The sequence below is a fragment of the Halomonas sp. ABH4_019 genome, assembly GCF_056159885.1.
In genome coordinates, this window is the sequence record NZ_JBSWWC010000003.1 from 452,673 (window position 1) to 479,272 (window position 26,600).

Annotated in this window: 22 protein-coding genes; 11 read left to right on the plus strand and 11 right to left on the minus strand. The window is 71.4% G+C overall.

Annotation, left to right across the window (positions count from 1 at the left end; genetic code table 11):
* Nucleotide 1 precedes the first annotated feature (1 nt).
* From ACXAFN_RS14455 to ppc, 4 genes are read left to right on the plus strand one after another with little or no spacing between them, the layout of a single operon-like run.
* Complete coding sequence (locus ACXAFN_RS14455; protein WP_474989661.1) at nucleotides 2-1,435, plus strand: TRAM domain-containing protein; 1,434 nt, start codon at nucleotides 2-4, stop codon at nucleotides 1,433-1,435.
* Nucleotides 1,428-3,707: a GTP diphosphokinase gene (gene relA, locus ACXAFN_RS14460; RefSeq protein ID WP_474989663.1), complete on the plus strand. Its 2,280-nt coding sequence runs from the start codon at nucleotides 1,428-1,430 to the stop codon at nucleotides 3,705-3,707. Before ACXAFN_RS14455 ends, relA begins: the two co-directional genes overlap by 8 nt.
* Complete coding sequence (gene mazG / locus ACXAFN_RS14465; RefSeq protein ID WP_474989665.1) at nucleotides 3,704-4,582, plus strand: nucleoside triphosphate pyrophosphohydrolase; 879 nt, start codon at nucleotides 3,704-3,706, stop codon at nucleotides 4,580-4,582. The genes relA and mazG overlap by 4 nt, the downstream gene beginning before the upstream one ends.
* Nucleotides 4,572-7,220 (plus strand): phosphoenolpyruvate carboxylase, encoded by a 2,649-nt coding sequence (ppc, locus tag ACXAFN_RS14470; protein WP_474989667.1) that lies wholly within the window; start codon nucleotides 4,572-4,574, stop codon nucleotides 7,218-7,220. Before mazG ends, ppc begins: the two co-directional genes overlap by 11 nt.
* 152 nt (nucleotides 7,221-7,372) lie before the next feature.
* On the opposite strand, the gene ACXAFN_RS14475 is transcribed toward ppc, so the two are convergent.
* The 3 genes from ACXAFN_RS14475 to ACXAFN_RS14485 form a co-directional block, all read right to left on the minus strand.
* Nucleotides 7,373-7,945 (minus strand): hypothetical protein, encoded by a 573-nt coding sequence (locus ACXAFN_RS14475; protein ID WP_474989669.1) that lies wholly within the window; start codon nucleotides 7,943-7,945, stop codon nucleotides 7,373-7,375.
* An 85-nt stretch (nucleotides 7,946-8,030) separates the two neighbouring features.
* Entirely contained in the window at nucleotides 8,031-8,951 is a 921-nt protein-coding gene (locus ACXAFN_RS14480) for a ketopantoate reductase family protein (protein ID WP_474989671.1), read from the minus strand.
* The gene (locus tag ACXAFN_RS14485; RefSeq protein ID WP_474989673.1) at nucleotides 8,948-10,924 is read right to left on the minus strand and encodes a DNA topoisomerase III; all 1,977 of its coding nucleotides are present in this window, start codon (nucleotides 10,922-10,924) and stop codon (nucleotides 8,948-8,950) included. Before ACXAFN_RS14485 ends, ACXAFN_RS14480 begins: the two co-directional genes overlap by 4 nt.
* A 120-nt stretch (nucleotides 10,925-11,044) precedes the next feature.
* On the opposite strand from ACXAFN_RS14485, the gene ACXAFN_RS14490 reads away from it, so the two are divergent.
* A complete protein-coding gene (locus ACXAFN_RS14490; protein ID WP_474989675.1) occupies nucleotides 11,045-12,289 on the plus strand; it encodes an ABC1 kinase family protein in 1,245 nt (414 codons plus the stop codon).
* 61 nt (nucleotides 12,290-12,350) lie between these two features.
* Nucleotides 12,351-14,174 carry an SEC-C metal-binding domain-containing protein gene (locus tag ACXAFN_RS14495; RefSeq protein ID WP_474989677.1) on the plus strand — a complete coding sequence of 608 codons (1,824 nt, stop codon included), beginning with the start codon at nucleotides 12,351-12,353 and terminating at the stop codon, nucleotides 14,172-14,174.
* Between the two features lie 27 nt (nucleotides 14,175-14,201).
* On the opposite strand, the gene ACXAFN_RS14500 is transcribed toward ACXAFN_RS14495, so the two are convergent.
* The gene (locus ACXAFN_RS14500; protein WP_474989679.1) at nucleotides 14,202-15,563 is read right to left on the minus strand and encodes an AmpG family muropeptide MFS transporter; all 1,362 of its coding nucleotides are present in this window, start codon (nucleotides 15,561-15,563) and stop codon (nucleotides 14,202-14,204) included.
* Nucleotides 15,564-15,716: 153 nt separating this feature from the next.
* On the opposite strand from ACXAFN_RS14500, the gene rfaH reads away from it, so the two are divergent.
* The 4 genes from rfaH to ACXAFN_RS14520 all read left to right on the plus strand — a co-directional run bounded on the left by rfaH (nucleotide 15,717) and on the right by ACXAFN_RS14520 (nucleotide 18,496).
* A complete protein-coding gene (gene rfaH / locus ACXAFN_RS14505) occupies nucleotides 15,717-16,259 on the plus strand; it encodes a transcription/translation regulatory transformer protein RfaH (protein WP_474989681.1) in 543 nt (180 codons plus the stop codon).
* Between the two features lie 29 nt (nucleotides 16,260-16,288).
* A complete protein-coding gene (locus tag ACXAFN_RS14510) occupies nucleotides 16,289-16,795 on the plus strand; it encodes an FKBP-type peptidyl-prolyl cis-trans isomerase (protein ID WP_474989683.1) in 507 nt (168 codons plus the stop codon).
* 160 nt (nucleotides 16,796-16,955) lie between these two features.
* Nucleotides 16,956-17,306, plus strand: a complete 351-nt coding sequence (locus ACXAFN_RS14515) for a hypothetical protein (protein ID WP_474989685.1) — start codon at nucleotides 16,956-16,958, stop codon at nucleotides 17,304-17,306.
* The gene (locus ACXAFN_RS14520) at nucleotides 17,306-18,496 is read left to right on the plus strand and encodes a PqqD family protein (RefSeq protein ID WP_474989687.1); all 1,191 of its coding nucleotides are present in this window, start codon (nucleotides 17,306-17,308) and stop codon (nucleotides 18,494-18,496) included. The genes ACXAFN_RS14515 and ACXAFN_RS14520 overlap by 1 nt, the downstream gene beginning before the upstream one ends.
* Nucleotides 18,497-18,977: 481 nt before the next feature.
* On the opposite strand, the gene ACXAFN_RS14525 is transcribed toward ACXAFN_RS14520, so the two are convergent.
* The 4 genes from ACXAFN_RS14525 to ACXAFN_RS14540 all read right to left on the minus strand — a co-directional run bounded on the left by ACXAFN_RS14525 (nucleotide 18,978) and on the right by ACXAFN_RS14540 (nucleotide 23,492).
* Complete coding sequence (locus ACXAFN_RS14525) at nucleotides 18,978-19,607, minus strand: lytic transglycosylase domain-containing protein (protein ID WP_474989689.1); 630 nt, start codon at nucleotides 19,605-19,607, stop codon at nucleotides 18,978-18,980.
* Between the two features lie 46 nt (nucleotides 19,608-19,653).
* Nucleotides 19,654-21,366 (minus strand): proline--tRNA ligase, encoded by a 1,713-nt coding sequence (locus ACXAFN_RS14530; RefSeq protein ID WP_474989691.1) that lies wholly within the window; start codon nucleotides 21,364-21,366, stop codon nucleotides 19,654-19,656.
* Between the two features lie 197 nt (nucleotides 21,367-21,563).
* Complete coding sequence (locus tag ACXAFN_RS14535; RefSeq protein ID WP_474989693.1) at nucleotides 21,564-22,160, minus strand: GNAT family N-acetyltransferase; 597 nt, start codon at nucleotides 22,158-22,160, stop codon at nucleotides 21,564-21,566.
* A 108-nt stretch (nucleotides 22,161-22,268) separates the two neighbouring features.
* A complete protein-coding gene (locus tag ACXAFN_RS14540; RefSeq protein WP_474989695.1) occupies nucleotides 22,269-23,492 on the minus strand; it encodes a benzoate/H(+) symporter BenE family transporter in 1,224 nt (407 codons plus the stop codon).
* 130 nt (nucleotides 23,493-23,622) lie between these two features.
* On the opposite strand from ACXAFN_RS14540, the gene ACXAFN_RS14545 reads away from it, so the two are divergent.
* Nucleotides 23,623-24,258 carry a helix-turn-helix domain-containing protein gene (locus ACXAFN_RS14545; RefSeq protein ID WP_474989697.1) on the plus strand — a complete coding sequence of 212 codons (636 nt, stop codon included), beginning with the start codon at nucleotides 23,623-23,625 and terminating at the stop codon, nucleotides 24,256-24,258.
* On the opposite strand, the gene ACXAFN_RS14550 is transcribed toward ACXAFN_RS14545, so the two are convergent.
* The 3 genes from ACXAFN_RS14550 to ACXAFN_RS14560 are packed head-to-tail and all read right to left on the minus strand — an operon-like array spanning nucleotide 24,177 to nucleotide 26,497.
* Nucleotides 24,177-25,094, minus strand: a complete 918-nt coding sequence (locus tag ACXAFN_RS14550) for an N-acetylmuramoyl-L-alanine amidase (protein ID WP_474989699.1) — start codon at nucleotides 25,092-25,094, stop codon at nucleotides 24,177-24,179. The two genes, ACXAFN_RS14545 and ACXAFN_RS14550, sit on opposite strands and share 82 nt — an antisense overlap.
* A gap of 3 nt (nucleotides 25,095-25,097) precedes the next feature.
* Nucleotides 25,098-25,841 (minus strand): DUF3307 domain-containing protein, encoded by a 744-nt coding sequence (locus ACXAFN_RS14555; protein ID WP_474989701.1) that lies wholly within the window; start codon nucleotides 25,839-25,841, stop codon nucleotides 25,098-25,100.
* Entirely contained in the window at nucleotides 25,838-26,497 is a 660-nt protein-coding gene (locus ACXAFN_RS14560) for a hypothetical protein (protein ID WP_474989703.1), read from the minus strand. The genes ACXAFN_RS14555 and ACXAFN_RS14560 overlap by 4 nt, the downstream gene beginning before the upstream one ends.
* Nucleotides 26,498-26,600 lie beyond the last annotated feature (103 nt).

The window sequence follows — 26,600 nt, forward strand, 5'->3', positions numbered from 1 at the left end:
GGTGGGGCTCGGCAAGCGACGGCCCGCCCGGGCCCGTTCCGGCGTCTCGGGCCTGCAGTCGCCGAAGCGCGGCACCTCACCGGCTCGCCGCAACGGCGAGGCGTCTTCCACGCTGACCATCGAGGGGCTCGCCCATGACGGTCGCGGCGTGGCCCATACGGCGGCCGGCAAGGCGGTGTTCGTCGACGCGGCCCTGCCCGGCGAGCGCGTCGAGATCGCGGTGCACCGCACTCGCCAGCGCTTCGACGAAGCCCATGTGCGTCAGGTGCTCGAGGCCTCGCCCGAGCGCGTCGAACCGCCGTGTCGTCACTTCGGGTCCTGCGGCGGCTGCGATCTCCAGCACCTGAGCCTGACCGGCCAGCGCCGCCACAAGCGGGCCGTGCTGGCCGAGCTGCTGGCCCGCCAGGGCATCGCCCCGGACGGCGAGCCCGAGCTGCTGGCGGCGGCCGGCGAGGGTTATCGCCGTCGCGCGCGACTCGGCGTCAAGGTCGACGCCGAGGGAGGCGTGCACCTGGGCTTTCGCGCCCGCCACAGCCATCGGCTGGTCGACCTCGACGACTGCCCCATTCTGGTGCCGTCGCTGGCGGCCCTACTCGCCCCCTTGCACCGACATCTCGCCGAGCTGGAGGCGCCGCGCCAGGTCGGCCACCTGGAGCTGTTGGCAAGCGACGCCGGCGTGACCCTGGTGGTGCGCCAGCTGCGCGATCACGCCGCCGATGCCCGCCGCTGGCACGACTTCGCCCTGGCCCAGGGATTGCATCTGGCTCGCCGAGTGGGACGCGAGGGCCCCCGTTTCGAGTGGCTCACCGCGGCCCCCGAACTGAGCGTGGGCCTGGCGGCGTCGGGGAGGGCGCTGACCCTCGGCTTCTCGCCGGGCGACTTCCTGCAGGCCAACGAGGCGGTCAATCGTCGCATGGTGGACGCCGCCCTGGACTGGTTGGCGCCCCTCGCCCCGGGCGAGCGGGTCCTCGACCTGTTCGCCGGGGTCGGCAACTTCAGCCTGCCGCTGGCCGCCCAGGGCGCCCGGGTGCGGGCCGTGGAAGGCAGCTCGGCGATGGTCGAGCGGCTGGCCGACAACGCCCGACGCAACGGCCTCGAGGTGGAGGCCCGCCAGGCCGACCTCAACGAGGCCGCGGCCGGCCGCTTCCCGCTGGAGTCGGCCGGCCTCGCCACGGTGGTGCTCGACCCGCCGCGGGAGGGCGCCGAGACGGTCTGTCGGGCGCTGGCCGAGCGCCCGGTGCCGAGGGTGCTCTACGTGTCCTGCGACCCGGCGACCCTGGCCCGGGACGCGGCCCACCTGGTGCGGGCCGGCTATGTCATCCAACGCTGGGCGGTGGCCGACATGTTCGCCCACACCGCCCATCTGGAATCCATGCTGTTGCTCGAGCACCCGCTCGCCGGGCAGCGGTGCGAAGGAGCGTCAACCGATGGTTAAAGTGCGTGAAGACCAGCCCTTGACCGCCGACGGCGGGGTCGACATCCCGCTGTGGGTCGAGCGCCTTCGGGAGGACGTCAAGCTGCGCTCGCCCGACGAGATGCGCGCGGTCTGCGAGCTGGCCGATCGCCTGGAACGGGAGTCCGGACGGCCCCACAAGACCTGGCTCAAGGATGGCTCGAGCTTTCGCATGGGCCTGGAGATGGCCGATATCCTCGGCGAGCTGCGCCTCGACCAGCCGGCGCTGGAGGCCGCGGTGCTCTATCGGGCGGTGCGCGAGGGGCTGATCGGCCGGGAGGAGATCGCCAAGCGCTTCGGTCGGGAGGTCGCTGGATTGATCGACGGCGTGCTGCAGATGGCCGCCATCAGCACTTCCCAGACCCCCAGCCAGGGCCTCAGCCAGCACGACCAGCAGGACAACCTGCGCAAGATGCTGGTCAACATGATCGACGACGTGCGGGTGGCACTGATCAAGATCGCCGAGCGCACCTGCGCGCTGCGCCAGGTGCGCGATGCCCCGCGCGAGAAGCGCCTGCAGGTGGCCCGGGAGGTGTTCGATATCTACGCCCCGCTGGCCCACCGCCTGGGCATCGGCCACCTCAAGTGGGAGCTGGAGGACCTGTCCTTCCGCTATCTCCACGAGGATGACTACAAGGCCATCGCCCGCCAGCTGGCCGAGAAGCGCCTCGATCGCGACCGCTACATCCACGACGTGGTGGACACCCTGGAGGGCCTGATGGAGGCCCAGGGCATCCATCGCTACCAGGTCGACGGCCGCGCCAAGCACATCTACTCGATCTGGCGGAAGATGCGGCGCAAGCGCATCGACTTCTCCCAGGTCCACGACATCCGCGCGGTGCGCATCCTGGTCCCCGAGATCACCGACTGCTACACCGTGCTCGGCATCGTCCACTCCCGCTGGCACCACGTGCCCCAGGAGTTCGACGACTACATCGCCAACCCCAAGAAGAACGGCTACCAGTCGCTGCACACCGCCGTCTTCGGCCCCGAGGGCAAGGTGCTGGAGATCCAGATCCGCACCTTCGCCATGCACGAGGAGGCCGAGCTGGGGGTCTGCGCCCACTGGCGCTACAAGGGGCACGATACCAACGCCCGCAGTGCCAGCTACGAGGACAAGATCGCCTGGCTGCGCCAGGTGCTGGAGTGGCAGGAGGAGGTCGGCGACTTCGGCGACATCCGCGAGGGGCTGACCAGCGACGTGGCGCCGGATCGCATCTACGTCTTCACCCCCGACGGTCATGTCATCGACCTGCCGCGGGAGGCCTCGCCCATCGACTTCGCCTACCGCGTGCACACCGAGGTCGGGCACCGCTGCCGCGGGGCCAAGGTCAATGGCCGCATCGTGCCGCTGACCTACCGGCTCGGCACCGGTCAGCAGGTGGAGATCCTCACCGCCAGCAAGGGCGGGCCGAGCCGCGACTGGCTCAACCCCAGCCTCGGCTATGTGTGCACCTCCCGGGCGCGGGCCAAGATCCAGGCCTGGTTCAAGCACCAGGCCCGCGACCGCAATCTCGAGGAGGGGCGGGCGCTGTTCGAGCGCGAGATGAAGCGCCTCGACGTGGGTGACATGGACCTGACCCGGCTCGCCAACCAGGTCAACTACACCACCCCCGACGACATGTACGCCGCCCTCGGCGCCGGTGACCTGCGCATCGGCCAGGTGCTGCACCAGGCCCAGCAGCTGTTCGGCGAGACCGACGACCAGGAACAGCTCGACAAGCTGCTGGCCAAGCCGCGCCGCTCCGCCGACAAGGGCGGCGGCGGCGACATCACCGTGCTCGGCGTCGGCAACCTCAAGACCAGCATGGCCAACTGCTGCCATCCGGTGCCCGGCGAGTCCATCGTCGGCTTCATCACCCAGGGTCGCGGGGTCACCGTGCATCGCGAGGACTGCCCGAACATCCTCCAGCTGCGCCTCGACGAGCCCCAGCGGGTGATCGAGGTGGAGTGGGGCGAGCGGGCGCGCACCCAGTACCCGGTGGATATCGAGATCCAGGCCTGGGATCGTTCCGGGCTGCTGCGCGACGTCACCGCCGTGCTCAGCCACGAGAAGGTCAACGTGCTGTCGGTGAATACCCTCACCGATACCGACGACGGCATCGCCCGTATGCAGATCACCCTCGAGGTGGACGGCCTGGAAACGTTGGGCCGGCTGTTCTCGCGCATCCAGCAGCTGCCCAACGTCATCGAGGTACGTCGGCTGAGGGCCGGCGGCAAGGGCAAGAAGAAACGCGGGGGTAAACGCGGATGAGCGAGCGACGCTACGAGATCGACGACCTGCTGACGCTGATGGCGGTGCTGCGCGACCCCGGCGAGGGCTGCCCCTGGGACGTCGCGCAGCACTGGGACAGCATCGTGCCGCATACCCTGGAGGAAGCCTACGAGGTCGCCGACGCCATCGAGCGCCGCGCCTTCGCCGAGCTCCCCGGGGAGCTCGGCGACCTGCTGTTTCAGGTCGTGTACTATAGCCAGTTCGGTGCCGAGGAAGGCCGCTTCGACTTTCACGACGTGGTCCATGTCCTCACCGCCAAGATGCTGCACCGTCATCCGCATGTCTTCCCCGACGGGACCCTGGCCTCGCGCCGTCAGGGCGTGAGCGCCGCGGAGGTGGAAACCCGCCAGGTGCATTCTCGCTGGGAGTCCCTCAAGGCCGAGGAGCGCGACGGGCGTTCGGCGCAGCAAAGCACCCCGGCGTCGGTGCTCGACGATGTGCCGCGCAACCTGCCGGCCCTGTCGCGCGCGGCCAAGCTGTCCAAGCGTGCCGCCCGGGTCGGCTTCGACTGGCCGGACACCCGCGGGGTGCTCGCCAAGCTGCGCGAGGAACTCGAGGAGGTCGAGGAGGCGTTGGACGCCGGGGATCGCGACCATGCCATGGAGGAGGTCGGTGACCTGCTGTTCGCCACCGTCAACCTGGCGCGCACCCTGGGGGCCGACCCCGAGCGCTGCCTGCGCGCCACCAACGGCAAGTTCGAGCGCCGCTTCCGCCAGGTGGAGGCCGCCCTCCTCGAGGAGGGCGTGCCGCTGACTGAAGCGGGGCTCGATCGTATGGAGCGACACTGGCAGGCGGCCAAGCGCCGAGACGTCCATTCCCCCGATCGGAAGGAGAACAACGCCAATGAGCCATGACCTGCACGAATCCTTGCGCGACAACGTCCGCATCCTCGGCGACAGCCTGGGGCGGACCATCGCCGACGACCTCGGCGAGGGCTTCGTCGATCGCATCGAGGCCATCCGCGGGCTCGCCAAGCAGGGCCGCCAGCGCGAGGAAGGCAGCCATCGCCAACTGATCGACTACCTGCGCGGGCTGCCGGACAACGAGCTGCTGCCGGTGACCCGGGCCTTCAACCAGTTCCTCAACCTGGCCAACATCGCCGAGCAGCACTACCGGGCGCGCTTCCGCCGGGTCGAGGACTACAAGCCCGGTGCTCAGCCGGCGCTCGGCGAGCTGCTCCAGCGGGCCCAGGGCGAGGGCCATTCGCCGCGCAAGCTGGTCGAGACCCTGGCCAACATGCGCGTCGAGCTGGTGCTCACCGCCCATCCCACCGAGGTCATCCGCCGCACCCTGATCCAGAAGTACGACGCCATCGATGACTGCCTCAGCACCATCGAGTCCTCCGCCGACTACCCCGAGCGTGCCGCCCGGGCCCGCGGCCGGCTCGAGGAACTGATCGGCCAGGCCTGGCACACCGACGAGATCCGCCACGAACGCCCGACCCCGGTGGACGAGGCCAAGTGGGGCTTCGCGGTGATCGAGAACTCGCTGTGGCAGGCGGTGCCCGACTTCCACCGCGACCTGGACAACCTGCTGCTGGACACCGCCGGCGAGCGCCTGCCGCTGGATGCCGCGCCGATCTGCTTTGCCTCCTGGATGGGCGGCGACCGCGACGGCAACCCCAATGTCACCGCCAAGGTGACCCGCGAGGTGCTGCTGCTGGGCCGCTGGATGGCGGCCGATCTCTACCTGCGCGACCTCGAGCAGCTCAAGGCCGAGCTGTCGATGTGGAAGGCCAACAGCGCGCTCAAGGCCGAGGTTGGCGACGTCGCCGAGCCCTATCGTGAACTGATCAAGCGCCTGCTCGCCAAGGTCGAGGCCACCCGCGACTGGGCCCAGGCCCGGCTCGACGGCAAGAACTATGACGGCGGGCCGATCATCGAGACCCGCGACCAGCTCTATGCACCGCTGCTGGCCTGCTATCGCTCGCTGTGCGACGTGGGCCTCGACACCATCGCCAACGGCGTGCTGCTCGATACCCTGCGCCGGGTCTCGGTGTTCGGGGTCACCCTCACCAAGCTGGACCTGCGCCAGGAGGCCGGCCGCCACGAGCAGGTGCTCGAAGAGCTCACCGACAGCCTGGCGCTCGGCCACTACCGCGACTGGAGCGAGGACGAGCGCCAGGAATTCCTGCTGGCCGAGCTGACGTCGCGGCGCCCGCTGATCCCGCGGCGCTGGGAGTGCTCCGCCGAGACCCGCGAGGTGCTCGACACCTTCCGGGTGATCGGCTCCGAGCATGCCGAGGCGCTCGGCACCTACATCATCTCCATGGCCGGCCAGCCTTCCGACGTGCTGGCGGTGGCGCTGCTGATGAAGGAAGTCGGCGGCGAGGCGACGCTGCCCATCGCCCCGCTGTTCGAGACCCTGGACGACCTCAACCGCGCCGGCGACGTCATCGACCGGCTGCTGGCGCTGCCCGGCTATCGCCAGCTGACCGCGGATCGTCAGGAAGTCATGATCGGCTATTCCGACTCCGCCAAGGACGCCGGCCAGCTGGCGGCGGCCTGGGCGCAGTACCGGGCCCAGGAGGCGCTGGTCGAGGTATGCCGTCGACACGACGTGTCCCTGACCCTGTTCCACGGCCGCGGTGGCACCGTGGGCCGCGGCGGCGGCCCGGCCCATGCGGCGATCCTCTCCCAGCCGCCGGGCTCGGTGAACGGCAGCCTGCGGGTCACCGAACAGGGCGAGATGATCCGCTTCAAGTTCGGTCAGCCCGACATCGCCCTGCGCTCCATGGAGATCTATGCCTGTGCGGTGCTGGAGGCCTCGCTGCTGCCGCCGCCGACCCCCGAGCCGGCCTGGCGCGAGGAGATGGATCGCCTCGCCGGGGTGGCTCACCAGGCCTACGTGGGCGTGGTGCGCGAGGATCCCGACTTCGTGCCCTATTTCCGCTCGATGACCCCGGAGACGGCCCTGGGGCGCCTGCCGCTCGGTTCGCGTCCGGCCAAGCGCCGCCAGGACGGTGGGGTCGAGACCCTGCGCGCCATCCCCTGGATCTTCGCCTGGACCCAGACCCGGCTGATGTTGCCGGCGTGGCTGGGCAGCGGCGAGGCCTTCGCCGAGCGCATCCAGCAGGAGGGCGGTCTCCAGATGCTGCGCGAGATGCGCGACCGCTGGCCGTTCTTCGGCACCTACCTGGACATGCTGGAGATGCTGCTGGCCAAGGCCGACGTCGACATCGCCGCCTACTACGAGCATCGGCTGGTGGACGAGCCGGCCCTGCAGGCGTTGGGCGAGCGTCTGCGCGGGCGCTTCGCGCGGCTCAACGAGGCAGTGCTGACCATCCTCGACCAGGAGCAACTGCTCGAGAGCACGCCGTTGATTCGCCAGGCCGTGGAGGTGCGCAACCCCTACATCGACCCGCTGCACGGCCTGCAGGCCGAGCTGTTGCAGCGTAACCGCGACGCCGACGGCGCGATCAGCGGCGACCTGTCCCGGGCCTTGATGGTCACCATGGCCGGTATCGCCGCCGGGCTGCGCAATACCGGCTAGGCCCGGGCTTCGCCCGGGAGCTCGAAGTCGGAAGCGCGCCGCTTCGCGGCTGGAAGCCGGAAGTAAAACCGCCCCCAGGCACTCGCCTGGGGGCGGTTCGTTTCATGCTCCTTACCCCTTACCCCTTACCCCTTACCCCTTACCCCTTACCCCTAGAACGGCATATGCACCGAGGCGGTGATCAGGTTGAGGTGCGAGAGGGTCGGGTCGTCGACGCGTTCCACTTCCAGCCGGCTGACCCAGTTGGCGAAGCTCAGTCGGGCGCCGAAGCCGTTGACGCGGGTCATGCCGCCTTCGGGGAGGTCGGCATCGCGGCCGCTGGCCGCCTGGCCCTGCCAGCCGGCCAGGCCGGACTTGGCGTAGAGGCCGAACTGGCCGAAGCGCACCCCGGCCAGCAGGCTGCCGCCGAGGCTGGTGGTGTCGAGCAGGGTGTCGCGGGTCGCGCCGGCGATCGGTACGTCATCGCTCTCCCGGTAACGGACCTCGGCGCCGAAGTCGAAGCTCGGCAGGCCGCGGGGCGAGATGCCGGCGGTGAAGCGGAATCCGGAGGTCATGCCATCGGGGCTCTCGATGTCGTCGCCCTGCAGGCGCAGTCCGTTGGTGAGTCGGGCGATATCGGTGGCGTCGCCGGTGTAGGCGGGCGCGTCCGCGTCGGCCAGGGCCGGTGCGGGGGCGAGCAGCAGGACGGCGAGCAGCAGCGATCGCCAGGTCGCGGGAAGGTTCATCGATGCCAGGCCTTGGGGAGGATGCCGGAGATGACGTCAACTTATTGAAGTTAGCAGGCGCCATCGCCCCCCGCCAGGCGGCGGCTTATCCCGCGACCGGTGGCGATGTTGCGTCCAGTCGGGCATGGAGCGCGGCCAGCGTCGGCGTGGCCAGGCCATGGCGACGCCCGGCGTCGAGCAGCGGGCCGAGGATGGCGTCGTGCTCGGTGGGGCGACCGCCCAGCACGTCCTGCAGCATCGAGGCGCGATTGCCGGCGGTGGCCGACACCACCGACCACACCAGCGACGACCAGCCCTCCGCCGGAGCAGGAATGCCCTCGGCAGCCATGATCGCCGAGACTTCCTCGACCGTGGCCTCGACCATGGCGCGGAAGGGGCGATCGCGGAGCTGGCCGTTGCGGATCCGGAAACGGGCGACCAGCGGGTTGATGGCGGCGTTGACGGCGAGCTTGTGCCACAGCCGTTGGCGGATATCGTCGACCGCGACGCTGGCGAGCCCCGCGGCCGACAGGTGGGCCGCGACATCCTCGGCCAGCCGGCCGTGGCGACCGGCGAGATCGCCGAGGAGGGTGCGACCGCGGCCGGCATGCACCACGCTCGCATCGCCGGCGAGGAAGGCCCCTTCGGTGGTGGTGGCGCACAGCACCGGGCCGCTCCAGCGTTCGTCGAGGCGCTCCTGAACGCCGTAGCCGTTCTGCCACAGCACCAGCGGGGTGTGCGGGGCGAGCCGGGGGGCGAGTGCCGCGAAGGCGGCCTCGGCGGCGTAGGCCTTGGTGGTCAGGTGGACCATGTCGGCCCTCTCGGCCAGCGCGTCGGGCAGGCCGCTCGCGGTGACGCTCGGTATCTCGCGGGTCCAGGTCTCGCCGTCCGTCGTGGTCAGCGTCTGGAGACGCGGGAGGGGGCGGCGGCCGATCAGCGTCACGCTGGCGTCGCGCGTCGCCGGCGCGGCGAGGTGCAGGGCCAACAGCCGGCCCAGGGCGCCGGGGCCGAGTATCAGTACGTTCATGAGGACGTGCTCCGCTTGCGTCGCGCACCGCTCGCGCCGGCCTTGCGGCCTTTCGTGGCCTTGCCGGCGCTCTTGCTGCGGCTCCTGTTTCCCGTCCCGCGGCGCGCCTTGCCGCCCGACTTGCTCGAGCGAGCCGCCGGCTCGGCACCCTGGGCATTGGCCAGGGCCTGGCGCATGCGTCCGGCATCGGCGCGGCCCAGCAGCTCGCGCAGGTCTGCGACCAGGCCATCGAGGAAGGGGGCCGGGGCGTCGCCGGCCTCGGCGATGGCGGAGAGTCGCTGCTCCCACAGGGCGGTGCGCTCCGGGCGGCCGACGGCCTCGGGCAGCGAGGCGATCAGGGCGTCACCCAGGCGGGTGGCGCGCAGCGCCTTGCCCTCGCGCACCAGATAGCCGCGGGTCTCCAGGGTCTCGATGATGCCGGCGCGAGTGGCCTCGGTGCCCAGGCCATCGGTGTCGCGCAGGGTGCGCCTCACTTCCTGATCGTTGACGTAGCGGGCGATGTTCATCATCGCCTTGATCAGGCTGGCGTCGGTGAAGGGCTCCGGCGGCCGGGTCTCGCGGTCCTCCACGCCGGCCTCTTCGACGCGGCAGGCCTCGCCCTCGTCGAGCGGCGGCAGCGGCGGGGCCTCGTCGCGGGTGGTGAACAGCGGCTTCCAGCCCGGGTCGAGGATTTCCTGGCCGCGGGCGCGGAACAGCTCGCCGACGATGGTGAACTCGGCCTTCACCTCGCGGATCGAGAGGGCGGGATAGAACTGGGCCAGCACGTTGCGCGCGATCAGCCGGAAGACGTCGGCCTCCTGACGCGACAGCTTGCTCGTATCGGCGGTCTTGCCGGTGGGGGCAAGCGCATGGTGGGCACCGACCCGCTTGTCGTTCCAGGCCTTGGAGCGTTTGGCGAAGTCGGCGCCGGCCAGCCAGCCGCGCAGGGTATCGTCCCCGGCACAGGCGCCTTCCAGGGTGCGCCGGGCACCGGCCCAGTGTTCCTCGGGCAGGTAGCGGCAGTCCGAGCGCGGATAGGTGATCAACTGGTGGCGCTCGTAGAGGCGCTGGCAGATGTCCAGCACCGCCTTGGCCGAGAGGCCGTGGCGGCGGGCGGCGTCGACCTGCAGCGCCGACAGCGAGTAGGGCAGGGGCGCGGCCTGGCGTTTGTCGCGGCGCTCGAGCTTGCTCAATCGACCCTCGGCACCGGGCAGCCGCTCGGCGAGGGCCGCCGCCGGGGTACGCTCGAGCAGCCGCCCCTGGTCGTCCAGCGGGTGTCCCTCGCCGGGGGCCCACCAGGCGCGCAGCCGGCCGCGGGCGACGGCGAGATCGGCCCACAGCACGTAGAAGGGCCTGGGCTCGAAGTCGCGGATCTCGGCGTCGCGACGCACCACCAGGCCCAGCACCGGCGTCTGTACCCGGCCCACCGAGAGCACGCCGTCATGGCCCGCCTGGCGCCCGACCAGGGTCCAGGCGCGGGTCAGGTTGATGCCATACAGCCAGTCGGCCCGGGAGCGGGCCTGGGCGGCGCGGTAGAGGGGCGCGTAGCGGGCGTTGTCCTCGAGCCGCGAGAGCGCGCGCTTGACCGCCGGGGGGTTGAGGTCGCTGACCAGCAGCCGCGACACCGGCCCCTTCCAGCCCAGGTGCTCGATCACTTCCTGGACCAGCAGCTGGCCCTCGCGGTCCGGGTCGCCGGCGTGGACGACCTCGCCGGCCCGCTTGAGCAGCCGGCGGATCACCGCGATCTGGCCCCTGGCCTTGGGCCGCGGGGCGAGTTGCCAGTGCTCGGGCAGGATCGGCAGGGTGTCGAGCCGCCACTGCTTGAGGACCGGATCGTAGGCCTCGGGCGGGGCCTGCTCCAGCAGGTGGCCCAGGCACCAGGTGACCGTGGTGTCGCCGGCCACCAGGGCGCCGTCCTCACGGCGGGCGGCGGCGGGCAGGGCATCGGCGATGGCCCGGGCCAGGCTGGGTTTCTCGGCGATGATCAGGCGCATGGGACCTCGTGGGCGACGTTTAATACATGGGGATTCTTACAGTATTTCACTCGGGTCGCCAGGGGTAAGATGGGGAACCGCTGTACAATGCCTGTCACACTTTATCGGGGAGGGAGAGCCATGCGTGAGCGCGGTCGCACGCGACGCCTGCTGGGGCTGGGGACCCGCACCGGCGGCGCCATGCTGCGCACCCGGCTGGGCGGTCAGGCCGACTGGCGGGCCCTCGGCGAGGCACTGTTCGAGGGGCTCGCCGAGCTCAAGGGCCCGGCCATGAAGCTCGCCCAGATCATGGCCCAGTGGGACGACCTGCTGCCGCCGGAGCTGGCCGACGAGCTGGCCCGCCTGCAGCGCCAGGCCACGCCGATGCCCTGGGAGGCCATCCGGGGCATGCTCGAGGCCCAGTACGGCGATCTCGACTCGCACTTCGCCGACGTCGAGACCGTGCCCTTCGCCAGCGCCTCCATGGGCCAGGTGCACCGGGCACAGACCCGAGACGGCGAAACGCTGGTGCTCAAGGTGCAGTACCCGGGCCTCGACGAGGTGCTGGAGGGCGATCTCGCCCAGCTGCGCCGGTTGATGCGCCTAGGGCGCTGGTTCAACGTGCCCCAGGCGCGCCTCGAGGCGCTGTTCGAGGAACTCGCCGCCAGCCTGCGCGGCGAGCTCGACTACCGCGCCGAGGCCCATGCCCTGGCGCGCTACCGCGCCCGCTACGCACACCTCGAGGCGCTGGTGATTCCCGAGCCGCTGCCGGCGCTGTGCGGGCCTCACGTGCTGGCCATGCGCCATGTGGCGGGCACCCCGTTGCGCGAGCTGGAAGGTGCCGATAATGCCGTGCGGCAGCGCGTCGCCACGACCCTGGCCGACTGGCTGACCGAGGAGCTGTTCACCCATGGCGAGCTGCACGCCGATCCCCATGCCGGCAACTTCGCCGCCGACGCGGACGGCCGGCTGGTGATCTATGATCTGGGGGCCGTGATTGCCGTGCCCCCGGCGCGTCTCGCCGCGATGATGCGGCTGCTCGAGGCGACCCTGGAGGCGGATCCCCTGGCCATGGACGCCGCCCTGCTCGCGCTGGGCGGCCGGCAGGGCGAGGGGGCGCCGCTGGCGCTGTATCGCGAGGCCGCCGAGGCGGTAGCTCCGCTGTTCGCGCCGGGCCCCCAGGACTTCGGCGACGTGCGCGTGCATCGGCGGCTGCGCGAGCTGAGCCCGCGGGTCTGGGCGGCCATGGACCGGCTGCAGCCGCCGGCGGATACGCTGCTGCTGTCGCGCACCCTGAACGGCCACTACTGGAACCTGGTGCGCCTCGGCGCGCGCCTGGACATGGCGGCGCGGGTGCGGCCATTGATGGCGCGGGCCGAGAGGTAAGCGGCTGCCAGCCCGGCGCTCGACTGGTAGACTGTGCGATTTTTCGGCAGTGGAGACGGCAATGCTGGCGGTATGGGTAGAACAGCTGCTGGGGTTCGCCTCGGGCGCCCTCAAGGCGATTCGCGAAGACGAGCGATATCCGACGCTGATGGCCTGGGCGCGCGAGGAGGGACCCAAGCTGACCGGGGATCCGGCCCTGGCCCAGGCGCTGGCGCCGGAGCTGTGGTCACAGACCCCGCTGGCGCGACTCGACTTCGCCTGCGAGGCCCTGGCCCGGCCGGGCCGTAACGAACCCTGCTGGTGCGATTCGGGGCGCAAGACCAAGCACTGCTGCGGTGCCGTCAGCTTGCCGGGGGAGGTGCCCGGTCACCTGATGTGGATGCTGTCGCTGCGCGACTGGAAGGGCGAGACCCTCAAGGCCGCGCTGGCCAGCGGCCGCGCCCCGGCCCAGGCGTTGCTCGAGGCCGGGCTGATCGCCGCCGAGTCCGGCCAGCGCGGCCGCGCCCAGCAGATCCTCGAGTCGCTGTTCGAGACCGCCGACTGGGCCCGCCTGCCGGAGCAGGCCGAGCCGGCCTTCGAGATCCTCGTCGACCTCTACCAGGAGCGTGGTTTCCATCGCAAGCGCGAGGCGCTGCTCGACGCCGTGCTCGATCGCGGCCCGCTGTTCCTGCGCGGCGTGGCTCTGGAGCGGCTGTGCCTGCTGCATCTCGACAACGATGACCTGGACAGCGCCCGGGCCGCCTTCGTGCGCGCCCAGCAGGCGTTGCCCGACTCGCCGACCCTGGCCTACATCGAGGCCATGCTGCTGCTCCACGAGGGCCACGAGGAAGAGGCCCGGGAGCGCTCCCGCTTCTGGTTCCGCCGGCTGTCCCGCCAGGGCGACCTGGATCCCGACCAGCTGCAGTTCCTCGCCGACCTGGCCGACAACCCCGGGGCGACCCTGGCCGAGCAGCTGCTCAACGCCGAGGAGGACCTGGCCGAGCCGCTGGTTGCCTTCCAGACCCTGCTCGAGTCGCTGCCCACCGCGCCCCGCCTGGACCTGCGCGAAGAAGACGGCCAGCTGGCCTATCATCGCAGCGCCCGGGAAGACACCCTCTACGCGGCCTTCCGGGCGCTGTTCCCGGCCGATATCGAGAACGAGGCCCCGCTGGGCTTCGATGCCGATCCCTGGTCGGCGGCCGGGGAATGGCTGCCGGCGCTGTGCGCTCATCCGGAGTGGCTGGATGCCCCGGAGGTGATGCAGTCGCTGGCGCTGGCCATGACCAGCCGCTTCGGCAGCCTGCCGTGGATGGCCCCGAGCCTGTTCGAGCCGCTGGCCGCCCGGCTGGAGCGCTGGCTCGACCAGGCCCGCCAGGCGGGCGACGCGCCGCTGACCTGGGACGTCGCCGACAACGCCGTGCTGCTGCGCACCGGCCTGGCGCTGGTGGTGGGCATGGAGCGCGGCGCCCGACAGCTTTCCCGGCAGCTGGCCGAGCGCCTGCTCGAGCTGGACGACCGGGATAGCCTGGGGCTGCGCGAACTGGTGCTCGACCAGCTGTTGCGGGAGGGCCGCGACGCCGAGGCGCTCTCGCTCAGCGAATCCGCGCTGGCTTCGCCGTCCGAGGACGAGGCCGTGCTGGGGTTGCTGATGGGCCGGGTGCTGGCGCTCTACCGCCTGGATCGCGGCGAGGAAGCCGCCGCCGCCCTGAGCGAGGCGCACCGCCACAATGCCCACGCGCCGGCGCTGCTGTGCGCCGATTCCCCGCGCTCCTCGGGCGGCTCGGCGGACAGTGCCGCGGCGCCCGGCTCGCGGTCCGAGGCCTGGCAGTATCGCACCCTGATGCGCGACCAGTGGCGCACCACTCCGGGGGCGCTGGAGTGGCTGGCCGCACGGCTGGACGATTGACCCTCCCGGCGCGGCTCGCCGGCCGCGTCAGGCCGCGCCGGGGGTGGCCACCAGGCGGCGGTCGCGGCTGACCCAGATCGCCAGGGCGATGGCCGGCAGGCCGAGCAGCGAGGCCACCAGGAAGAAGTCGGCGTAGCCCTGGGCCTCCACCATCAGCCCGCCGAAGCCGCTCAGGAACTTGCCGGGCAGGGTCATCAGCGACGAGAACAGCGCGTACTGGGTGGCGGTATAGGCCCGCGAGGTCAGGCTTGACAGGAAGGCGATGAAGACCGCGCTGGCCAGGCCGTTGGAGAGATTGTCGCCGACGATGGTGACCACCAGCATCGGCAGGCTGTCGCCGGCAAGCGCAAGGGCCACGAACAGCAGATTGGTCAGGGCCGTGGCGGTGGCGCCGAGGATCAGGATCGGACCCACCCCGTAGCGGGCCACCAGCAGCCCACCGAGCAGGCCGCCGCCGATGCTCATGGCGATGCCGAACACGTTGGTCACGTTGGCGATGGCGGCCAGGCTGAAGCCCAGGTCGATATACAGCGGGTTGGCCATGGAGGCCATGGCCAGGTCGCTGATCCGGAACACCGCCACGAAGGCCAGCAGCCCCAGCGCCTTCCAGCCGTGGCGGACGAAGAAGTCGGTGAAGGGACAGACCACCGCGCCGATCGCCCAGGCGCCCAGGCGGCGCAGCCAAGCCGGCCGGCCGCGGCTGGCGCGCAGGAAGGCCCGCACCCGCGGCTCATGGATCAACTGGGTCGAGAGCGCCAGGCGCTCGGGTTCCGGACGCACCAGCACCGTGACCATGCCCACCGCCACCAGGGCGGCCATGGCCAGATAGGCCGCGTGCCAGGACACCAGCGAGGCCACGTAGAGCGCGCCGGCGCCGGCGGCGATCAGCCCGCCGCGATAGCCGATGATGTAGGTGGAGGCCATGGCCGCCTGCAGGTCTTCCGGCGCCGACTCGATGCGGAAGGCGTCGATGGCGATGTCCTGGGTCGCCGAGCCGAAGGCCACCAGCAGCGCGCAGGCGGCGACCAGCGGCAGCTGGCTCGGCGGGTCGAGGCTGGCCAGGCCCACCAGGCCGCCGGCGATCATCAACTGGGCCAGCAGCATCCAGCCGCGTCGCTGGCCCAGCGCCCGGGTCAGCCCGGGCAGCGCCAGGCGGTCCACCACCGGGGCCCAGAAGAACTTGATCGAGTAGAGGATGCCGATCCAGGCGAAGAAGCCGATCGCCGCCACCTCGACGCCGTCGCTGCGCAGCCAGGCCGAGAGGGTGGAGAACACCAGCAGGAAGGGCAGGCCCGCCGAGAAGCCCAGGAACAGCATGGTCAGCACCGGCGCGTGCCGGTAGACCGAGAGGGCATCGCGCCAGCTGCGGTGCGCGGAAGGGGTCGGCATGGCGGGGGCTCTCCTTGCGGCGGTCGGGCCACGCGCCGGGCCATCGATGATAAGATGGCGGCCTCGACCGGGTCTCGCGACTGCGGGCGGCACGCGCCGCCGATTGTTGCAGAGCCCCGGCGCCGACACCAGCCAGAGGCGATCGACGACGACATGAGTGACGACGATTTTTCTCTCGATGCCGATGGGGACGCGGTGCCGCGCTGGTACGTGATCCAGTGCAAGGGCGGCGAGTCCTTCCGCGCCGCCGAGCACCTGGGCAATCAGGGCTACGAGATCTTTCATCCGGTGCTCGAGGTCCAGAAGAAGCGCCGCGGCAAGCTAGAGTGGGTGAGCGAGCCGCTGTTTCCCTACTACCTGTTCATCCGCCTCGACCGCCTGGTCAGCAACTGGCGGCCGATCCGCTCGACCCGCGGCGTGCTCAAGCTGGTCACCTTCGGCGGCGACATGCCGGTGCCGGTCGGGGATGAGCTGCTGGATGCCCTGCGTCGCCGGGCCAGCGAGGATGACGCCGAAGCCGCCCATGTCTATTTTCGCGCCGGCGAGGCGGTGGAGATCACCGAGGGGCCCTTCAAGGACCTCCAGGCGGTCTTCTCCAGCCACAAGGGCGAGGAGCGAGCCATCGTGCTGCTCAACATGCTGCACCAGCAGCAGCGCCTGGAGATGCCCGTCTCCCGGTTGCGTCGTCGCGAGTGACCCTTTCCATTTCCCTTCCTGGAGGCCCCATGACCATCGCTCCCCAGCGGGTCGCGACCCTGCACTACGTCTTGAGCGGCGAGGACGGCCAGGTCCTTGACGATTCCCGGGCGCGCCAGACCCCGCTCGAGTACCTGCATGGCCATGACAACCTGATGGCCGGGCTCGAACGCGCCCTGGAGGGCCGCGAGGCCGGCGCCGAGCTCGAGGTGACCCTGGCCCCCGCCGAGGCCTATGGCCCCCGCGACGAGGCCCTGGTGCGCGACGTCGGCCGCGACGCCTTCCCGGTGCCCGACCTGGCCCCGGGCATGCGCTTCCAGACCCCGGGTGACGACGGGCCCGAGATCGTCACCGTGCTCGAGGTGCGCGACGACGGCGTGCGGATCGACACCAACCATCCGCTGGCCGGCCGCACCCTGCACTATCGCCTGGAGGTGCTCGAGGTGCGCGATGCCACTCGAGCGGAGCTCGCCAAGGGCCATCCGCTGGCGCCGGGCACCACGCCGGACCAGGTCGAAGACAAGAAGATGGTCTGAGCGTCGTCGCCGGGAGTCGCGCCCCGTCGCCGCGCGACGACGGGGCGGGCGTCAATATGCAGCGAACGCGGAAGTCGCGGCCGGACGGGTCCTGAGGCCGGCCGGGGCGGGTAGGCTAGGGATTCATGCCCCCTATTCATGCCCACCAGGAACCCCGCCCATGCACGACAAGGATGCTTCCCCCTCGACCTCACCCACGGCGGCGTCGCGTCGTCGGCGCCTGCTGGCCGCCCTCGGTCTGGTCGGCGTCGCCGCCTACGCCGCCCCGACGCTCACCACCCTGGGCCAGGCCGAGGCCGGTGACTGGGACGACGGCCGCTGGCGAATCGTCTACGAGAGCCACCCCGACGCCCGCGATCGCCGCTACGTGGACGACTACCGCGAGCATCGCCGCCAGCGTCATCACAAGCATCGCCACCATGGCCATCGCCACTCGAAGCACAGCCACAGCCGGCACAGCCACAGTCACAGCCGGCATAGCCACAGCCATAGCTACCCCAGCCGCTGGTGATGGGGCGGCTCGTCGAGACCCTGCAGCCGGCCGGCCTCGAGGCCACCGTGCGTCTGGAGGATGCCCCGCGCCTCGCCGAGGCGCTGCGGGCGGCGATGCCCGGCTGGCCGCTGTCCCGCTGGCCGGGGTCGGCGGCGATGTCCCGAGAGCTGTTGGCCTGGGGCGAGGCTGGCCGCTACTTTCAGGCCGTGCCGGGTCGCTCCCGTCCCCGGCGGCTTCCCGGCCTGGCCATCGCCGCCAGTAGCCTGATCGCCGATCTGATCTCGCTGTTCCTCGCGGCGCGGCCGCAGATGGTCGGGCTGCACTGCGCCGCCGTGGAGATCCGCGGGCGGCTGGTGCTGTTGCCCGCCACTCACCGGGTGGGCAAGAGCCTGCTCAGCGCGGCCTTCGCCGCCGCCGGTTACCGGGTCTTCGGCGATGACGTGCTGATGTTGACGGCCGAAGGCGAGGGCGTGGCGCTGGGGATCGCGCCGCGGCTTCGGCTGCCGCTGCCGACCGGTCTCTCGCCGGAGCTCGGGGGCTTCATTGCCGACCATGAGGGCGTCGCGGACGATCGCTACGATTACCTGGCACTGGACGACGCCCGCCTCGCCGGCCACGGCGAGACGTGCCCCATCGGGGCCATCGTGATGCTGGACCGTGTCCCCGGGGCCGGCGCCACTCGCCTGACCCGCCTTACGCCGGGCGACGGGCTGCTGCAGCTGCTGGGGCAGAGTCTCGCCGGCGAGGGCCACGAGCCCGCGGGCCTGCTCGAGCGACTGTTGCCGATGATGCACGACCTGCCCTGTCGCCTGCTGCGCTACGACGATCCCGAGGCCGCCGTGGAGCGGGTGGCGGCGGGCCTCGACGAGGCCTGCCTGGACGCGCCGGTTCCTCGGGCCCGCGTGTCGACACCGGCCGCTGCGCCGGGCACCGCTGTCTCGCGCTGGCGTCGCCTGCCGGTGACCACGGAGTGCGCCCTCGGCGACGAGCACTTCCTGGTCGACGGCAAGGGCGACGTCCATCGGCTCAGTGCGGTGGCCGGCGGCATCTGGCGGCTGCTGGGGCTCGAGCCGCTGACCCAGGTCGAGATCGCCGAACTGCTGGCGGTGAGATTTCCCGGGATCGAGCCCTCGCGGCTGGCGGCGGACGTGGCGACGCTGTTCGACGAGCTGGCCGCCGAGGGGTTGCTGGCGCCCGCGAGTGGCTGAGAGGCGTTCGCTCGCCCGGCGCTGATCCAGGTCAAGCTCGGGGCGACACCTGCGCTTGCCAGCGTGGCTGACTTGACGCAGATCAGCGTATTCCCTGCCCCCGGGCGCTAGTGTCCTGTATCAGAGGTTGACTATAGAATTCTGGCGGCCCCTTGCGCCGCCATGCCGCGTTGCCACTCCTCGCCATAGCGCTGCTATGCCTCGTCGCGGCGCCTTGCCTGGCAACCCAATGCGCTCGCCATCTCTTCAACGAACCTCCGAAACAGGACACTAGAGTGGAGGCATCTGATATCACCCTCGGGGGTATCGCCCCCGTCGGGTTGATGATCGCACGCATGGACGGCCGGATCGCCTTCAGCCTGCGCGGCCCGCATCGTCGCGCCGAGCCGGCCGACCCGCCAGTCGTCAGGGGAGGGGGGACATCCCCCCACTGGGTCGATCCTTCGGGATCGACCCTTTTTTCGTGCCGCCGCCGGGCATCTCAGCGGTCGGTGGTCGCTGGCCCCGGCGAGGCCGCCCCGGCCGAGCGCCAGCGACTCGCCAGGGCGCGCATCACCCGCTCGGGGTACCAGGTCTCGCCCAGGCTGCCGTTGTAGCGAGCCAGCGCCCGGGTCAGGTCGCCGTCCTCCACCGCCAGGTAGTGGGCGAGGATCGTGCAGCCGTAGCGCAGGTTGCGCCAGGGATCGGTGAGGTCGTCGGCGGGCAGGCCCAGCTCGCGGACCCAGAACGGCATGATCTGCATCAGTCCGACGGCGCCGGCGGGGGACACCGCCTCGGCACGGAAGGCGCTCTCGACCTGGATCACCGCCAGTACCAGCTCGGGCGCCAGGCCGGCCAGCCGGGCCTCCAGATGAACGCGGGCCAGCAAGGCCCGGCGTCGCGCTCGATCGGGCACGAAACGAGCCAGGCGCGGGGCCATGGCGTCGAGCCATTGGCGGGCCGCCCATACCGCAGCGGGAGGGAGAGGCGCCTGCCGCGCGGCGGCGAGGGTCGGGCGCAGGGTCGCGGGCGGGAGCGTCGTTCCCGCGCTCGTCGCCTGGGCCCGGGGAGGGGGAAGGGCCAGGGCATCGAGGAAGTCGACCGCTTCCCGGGCGGGAAGCGGCGTCGTCAAGCCCAGGCCGCCGGCCGCCAGCAGCAGGGCGGCCGGCAGGCGGCGCTTACTGGATCTCGATCCGCTCGCGCAGGAACTCGAGGATGTCCCCGGCGGGCACCATGGTGGCCTCGCTGTCACGGCGTCCCTTGTATTCCAGTTCTTCCTTGTCCAGGCTGCGATCGCCGACCACCAGGCGATGGGGGATGCCCATCAGCTCCTGGTCGGCGAAGCGCACGCCCGGGCGCAGGTCGCGGTCGTCGAGCAGCACGTCGAAGCCGGCGGCGCGGAGCTCCTGGTAGAGGCGCTCGCTCTCCTCGCGCACCCGCTGCGACTTGTGGGCGTTCATCGGCACCACGGCGATATGGAAGGGCGCGATGGCGTCCGGCCAGATGATGCCGCCGTCGTCGTGGTTCTGCTCGATGGCGGCGGCCACCACCCGGGTCACGCCGATGCCGTAGCAGCCCATCCAGGGGTGCGCGGCCTTGCCGTTGGCATCCAGCACGGTGGCGTTCATCGCCTCGCTGTACTTGCGGCCCAGCTGGAAGACGTGGCCGACCTCGATGCCGCGCTTGATCGACAGGGTGCCCCGGCCGTCCGGAGAGCGGTCGCCCTCGACCACGTTGCGCAGGTCGGCGACCCGGGGCAGGGCCACGTCGCGCTCCCAGTTGATGCCGAAGTAGTGCTTGCCGTCGACGTTGGCGCCGGCGCCGAAGTCGCTCATCAGCGCCACGCTGCGATCGATGACGATCGGCATGTCGAGGTTCACCGGGCCCAGCGAGCCGGGGCCGGCGCCGGCCGCCGCGCGGATCTCCTCCTCGGTGGCCATGGTCAGGGGGCTCGCCACCTCGGGCAGGTTCTCGGCCTTGACCTCGTTGAGCTCATGGTCGCCGCGCACCAGCAGGGCGATCAGGCCGCCTTCCGTGGCGCGCACCATCAGCGTCTTGAGGGTCTTCTCGATGGGCAGGCCGTGCTGCTCCACCAGGGTGGCGATGGTCTTGGCGTCCGGCGTGTCGACCAGGCGCAGCTCCTCGCTCGGCGCGGCGCGCTCGCCCTGGGGCGCCAGCGCCTCGGCCTTCTCCATGTTGGCGGCGTAGTCGGACTCGTTGGAGAACACGATGTCGTCCTCGCCGGAATCGGCCAGCACGTGGAACTCGTGGGAGCCGGTGCCGCCGATGGCGCCGTTGTCGGCGATCACCGGGCGGAAGTCGAGGCCCAGGCGGGTGAAGATGCGCGTGTAGGCATCGTACATGACCCGGTAGGTCTCCTTGAGCGAGTCCTCGTCGATATGGAAGGAGTAGGCGTCCTTCATGATGAACTCGCGAGAGCGCATCACGCCGAAGCGCGGGCGAATCTCGTCGCGGAACTTGGTCTGGATCTGGTAGAAGTTCGACGGCAGCTGCTTGTAGCTGGCGATCTCCTTGCGGACCAGGTCGGTGATGACCTCCTCGTGGGTCGGCCCGACGCAGTAGTCGCGATCGTGACGGTCCTTGAGGCGCAGCAGCTCGGGCCCGTACTGCTCCCAGCGGCCGGATTCCTGCCACAGCTCGGCGGGCTGCACGGCGGGCATCAGCACCTCCTGGGCCCCGGCGCGATCCATCTCCTCGCGGACGATGCGCTCGACCTTGCGCAGGGTCTTCAGGCCCAGCGGCAACCAGGTGTAGAGCCCCGAGGTCAGGCGGCGGATCATCCCCGCGCGCAGCATCAGCTGGTGGCTGACCACCTCGGCGTCGGCGGGGGTTTCCTTGAGGGTGGAGATCAACAGTTGCGTGGCGCGCATGGGTCCGGGGTGTCCTCGAGCAAGAGTCTGGTGGAATCGGTCGAGCCGCCTGGCGGGCCGTCGGGCCGGACCGGGCATCGCCAGCCTCGGGCTCGCGATGCCCGGCGCCGTTCGACAGGGGCCGGATGGCGGGGTATGCCAGGCATTGTACGGCCAAGCGTCAGTGTCGGCAAAAGCCGCCGGGCGCCTCGCCGCGGCTATCCGTCCAGTGCCTTGAACCAGAAGATCATCGGCTTGGCACTCTCCTCGGCGGCGTCGATGTCCTTCCAGGCGAAGGTCGTGGACAGCGAGGGCGTGCGGCGATAGCCCCAGGCGTTCCAGAAATCGTGCAGCGGGCGATAGTCGTCGGGCTTCAGGGGATGGTCGACGGGGCGCTCCACGGCGCAGAAGGCCGCGTAGCCGAAGCCTTCGGTGACGGCATGGGTCTCGCGGGCCTCCATGAAGGCCTTGCCGATGCCGCGGCCCCGGTACTCGGGCAGCAGCACCGATTCGCCATAGTAGAAGACGCCCTCGGGGCGGTAGCCCGCGGCCTCGAAGGGGGCGCGGAAGTCGTCCATCTCGTCGGCCAGCGGCTGGCCGGTGGCCGCGCCCACCAGGCGGTCGCCGTCGAAGGCCAGCACGAAGAAGCTCTCCGGGTTGGCGGCGTAGCGCTCGAGATAGCGGGCCTCGTAGGCCGGGTCGCCGTCGTAGAGATAGGGGAAGTCGCGGAACACCCGGATGCGCAGTTGGGCCAGGGCCGCCAGGTAAGGGGCGATGTCGCGTCCCTGGCGAGTGGTGAGGGTCGGGGTCGTCATGGTCATGCTCCCAAGGCGATTATTATTGTGACGCGGCAGCCTAGCAGACGCCGGCGGCCCGCCGCGCTATCGCCGCGACGCCAGCGGTGCCGAGGGCGACACGCGCGATCAGCCCTGGCCCGCGGCGCGCCAGCGGCTCACGGCGAGCGCCACCAGGCCGGCCGCGAGGCCCCAGAAGGCGGCGCCGATGCCGCCCGGCGAGATGCCCGAGGCGGTGACCAGGAAGGTGAGCAGGGCGGCGTCTCGCTGGGGGGCGTCGCCCAGGGCATCGGCCAGCGCCGCCCCCAGGGTCGGCAGCAGGGCCAGGCCGGCGATGGCCACCACCAGCTCGCCGGGCAACGCCGCGAACAGCGAGCTCACGGTGGCGCCGAACAGCCCCAGCAGCAGATAGAAGCCGCCTGCCGCCACGCCGGCCGCGTAGCGGCGCTGCGGGTCCCGATGGGCCTCGGGGCCCTGGCAGACCGCGGCGCTGATCGCCGCCAGGTTGAGGGCGAAGCCGCCGAAGGGCGCCAACGCCAGGCCGGCGACGCCGGTGCCGCCGACCAGCGGCGAGATCGGCGGTCGGTAGCCGGCGGCGCGCAGGGCGGCCACGCCGGGCAGGTTCTGTGAGGCCATGGTAACCACGAACAACGGGATGCCGACGCCGATCAGCGCGCCGAGATCGAGGCTCGGCGCGGTGACGGCCGGCACCGCCAGCGCCGGGGTGATCGCGCCGAGGTCGAGCAGGCCCTGGGCCTGGGCCACCAGGCCGCCCACGGCCAGCACCAGCGGGATGGCGTAGCGCGGCCACAGCCGCTTGGCGACCAGGTAGGTCAGCCCCATCGCCAGCGGCAGCACCAGCCGATGCTCCACGGTCATCACCAGGTCGAGGCCGAAGCGCAGCAGCACGCCGGCCAGCATGGCCGAGGCCAGTGCCCGGGGCAGGCGATGCATCAGTCGCTCGAAGAGCCCGCTCGCGCCGCACAGGGTGATCAGCAGCGACGAGAACAGGAAGGCCCCGATGGCCTCGCTCATCGGCAGGCCGGGCAGGCTGGTGGCGAGCAGCGCCGCGCCCGGCGTCGACCAGGCGGTGAGCAGCGGCATGCGGTAGCGCAGCGAGAAGACCAGGGTGGTGATGCCGGAGCCGATGCCCAGCGCCCACAGCCAGGAGCCGATCTGGACCTGGCTGGCGCCGGCCGCCTCGGCGGCCTGGACGATGATGGCCGCCGAGCTAGAGTAGCCGATCAGCACGGCGATGAAGCCGGCGGTCAGGGTCGACAGGCTGCTGTCGCGCCACAGGGAGGAGCGGTCGGCGGTGGCGGGGCTCGGCGATGGCCGGCTTGTCATGGACATGGGAGACTCCGGGCGGCTGTGCGTTATAACGCACGATGGCGACACCCTAGCACCGTGCGCTATAACGCACAACTCGATCGCCGCGCTACAATGGGGCCTTTCATCGCATGCGACCGGGAGAAAATGGCCGATGCAGGAGATCTCGCAGCACATCGCCGAACGGCTCAGGGAGCTGCGCCGCGCCGAGGCCTGGAGCCTCGACCGCACCGCCCGGGAAACCGGCGTCAGCAAGGCCATGCTGGGCCAGATCGAGCGCGGCGAGTCGAGCCCCACGGTGGCGACACTGTGGAAGATCGCCAGCGGCTTCCGGGTGCCCTTCTCGAGCCTGTTCGACCCCGGGTCCGTCGCGCCGGTCGACGACCAGGCCGGCGTGACGCCTCAGGCCGCGCCGGCCTCCGAGGGTGATGCCGCCGGGATGGCGGCCGTACCGCTGTTTCCCTTCGACCCCGCCCTCGGCTTCGAGCTGCTGGTGGGCACCCTGGCCGCGGGGGCGCTCAGCGAGTCGGCGCCCCACGCGCCGGGCGTGGTGGAGCATCTGGTGGTGGTCGAGGGGGAACTGGAGGTTCGGGTGGACGGCGCCTGGCGGCGACTCGCCGCGGGGGAAGGGCTGCGCTTCGCCGCCGACCGGCCCCACGCCTATCGCAACCCGGGGCCGGGGCCGACGCGCTTCCACGATGTCATCCACTACCCCCGCGGCGCTGGCGTCACTCCGGGCATCGCCGCCGGTGAGGCGAGCGCCGGGTCGGACAGCGCCTCTGGGCGATAGCGGGTCAGCAGCGCCCACAGCCGGGCGGCGGTCTCGACGTCCGGCCGGCCGCGATAATCGTCGGGCCGGTAGCGCATCTGGAAGGCACGCAGCGCCCCCCGGGTCGCCTCATCGAACTCGCCGCTGGGCGACACCGCGAACCCCCAGGCCGCCAGCGCCCGCTGCAGCACGTCGAGCGGCGGCGGTGCCGCGGCGAAGGCCCGGCGGAAGCGCGCGACGTCGGCGTCCGCCGGCCAGGTGCCGATGCCGGCCGCGTGAAGGCGCCGCCAGGGGAAGGCCGGGCCCGGGTCGATCTTGCGGGTGGGGGCGATCTCGGCGTGGCTCAGCACCCCGGTGGGCGCGATATCGTGTCGCGCGATCAGGTCCCGGAGCAGGGCGATCAGTGCCTCGACCTGGGCCCCGGGGAAGGGCGCCCAGGTCACCGCACCGTCGCCCGGTGAGGCGTCGGGGAGTCGGTTCGGCCCGGCATTGACCAGTTCGATGCCCAGCGAGCTGTCGTTGAGGTGGGTGCGTCCCGCCCAGGCGCTGGCGCCGGCGTGCCAGGCCCGTCGCGACTCCTCCACCAGCCGGTAGATCATCGGCGAGCCGAGGCCCCGGTCGGGCCGCTGCGGCACCAGGTAGTGAGCGCTGACCCGCGGCCCGGAGAGAATCTCGAGCGAGGTCGCCTCGTCCTCGTCGGTGTAGTGCAGCACGAGAAAGCGCACCCGGCTGGAGTGGGCGCTGGACGGGTGGCGGTCGTCGATGGCGTAGCCGTCACCCTCCACCGGCCCTTGCCCGCCGGCGCAGCCACCGAGCAGCAGGGCGGCCCAAAGGTAGAGCAGTGTCCTGGATCGCATGGCTCACGCTGTCCAAGGTAGCTGACGCACCACCAGGCCCAGCGCCAGGGTGGCGGTGACGCTGAGCAGGGTGCCCAGCAGCACGTATTCGGTGAGCTTGCGGTCGCGGCGGGCGCGCAGGTCGCCGAAGCGCAGCACCGACTTGGCGGTGAGCAGGAAGCCCACCGCGGTCAGCTCGTCAAGCAGCACCAGGGTCAGCACCAGCAGCCGTTCGAGGATGCCGATGCGCGCACCGGCGGCGACCAGGGTGCCCGGGTCGGCGACCTCCTCGCTCCAGGGGCGCATGGCCAGCGCGATGGCGATGGCCATGGGGCGGGTGACCAGCAGGTAGGCCAGGGCATGGCTCAGCACCTCGGGACGGGCCAGCCAGTCGATGACCGCGCCCAGCGGCGCCAGGCTGCCCAGCCAGGCCAGCCAGACGCCGATCAGCACGGCCAGGTGCAGCGCCTGGTCGATCAGGAACCAGCCGAGGCGACGCGGGTCCAGGTGGGCCTTGCCCAGGTCGATCAACGCGTGACTGGCGGCGATGGTCAGCGACCAGGCCGCGGCGGCGAGGGGCTCGACGCCGGCGACGACCAGCACGGCCAAGGCCAGCAGTCCGTGCAGCCCGGCGTGCAGGTAGAGCACGCCGGCGAGGGCCTTGTCGCGCTGGCGCGCCTCGACCCAGCGTCGCGGCTGGAGCAGGAAGTCGCCGACCAGGTGGGCGATGAACAGGGCGAGCAGCGTCGCCAGTGCCGTCGGGGTCATGGGGCCGCGTCCTCCCGGGTCAGGCTGTCGCGAAACGTCGCGCGGAACTGCGTCAGGGTGTCCTCCAGCAGCGGCCAACGGGCGGCGCGCAGCCGCTTGTGCACGCTGGGTTGGCGGATACCCAGGCGCTTCGCCAGGGCCTGCTGGGTCTCGCCGTGCTGCAGGCGCAGGCCGACGACCTCGGCGGCATAGGGCGACCAGCCGTCGACCAGGGCATCGAGGTAGCGTAGCAGCAGGGCATGGCAGGGATCGATGGGCGTCCCGGCCGGGCTCAGCACGAGATGGGCGTCGCTATCGGCCAGGGCGTCCAGGCCGCGGCCCGAGGCGACGAACACCGGACCGTCGGCGGAGGCCAGCTCGCCCCCGGGGCGCCAGCGGTCGCGACCCACGGCGATGGACAGCCGGGCGTCCCAGCGTCGGCTGGCCTCGGAGCTCGCGATCAGCGCCGCACGCAGCGCGACGGCGGCGTCCAGGGCCGACTCGGCCTGGCCGAGGGCGAGCTGGAAGCCGTCGCCCCGATAGCGCTGATAGGCCCCCGCATGGCGGTCGGCGAGCCGTGCCAGGGTGGCCTCGAGCACCTCATGGAGGCGTCGGCCGTCGGCGATGCGGCGCGAATCGATGATATCGCCGGTGAGCACGGCGAGGCGGCTGGCCATGCGGGGTCTCCTGCGGTCTCGACTGTCCCCGAAGAATAGGCCAAAGAGGCTATTCTGTAAAAAAATAGCCTATATGGGCTATATATGCGGAGTATTGGCGTGC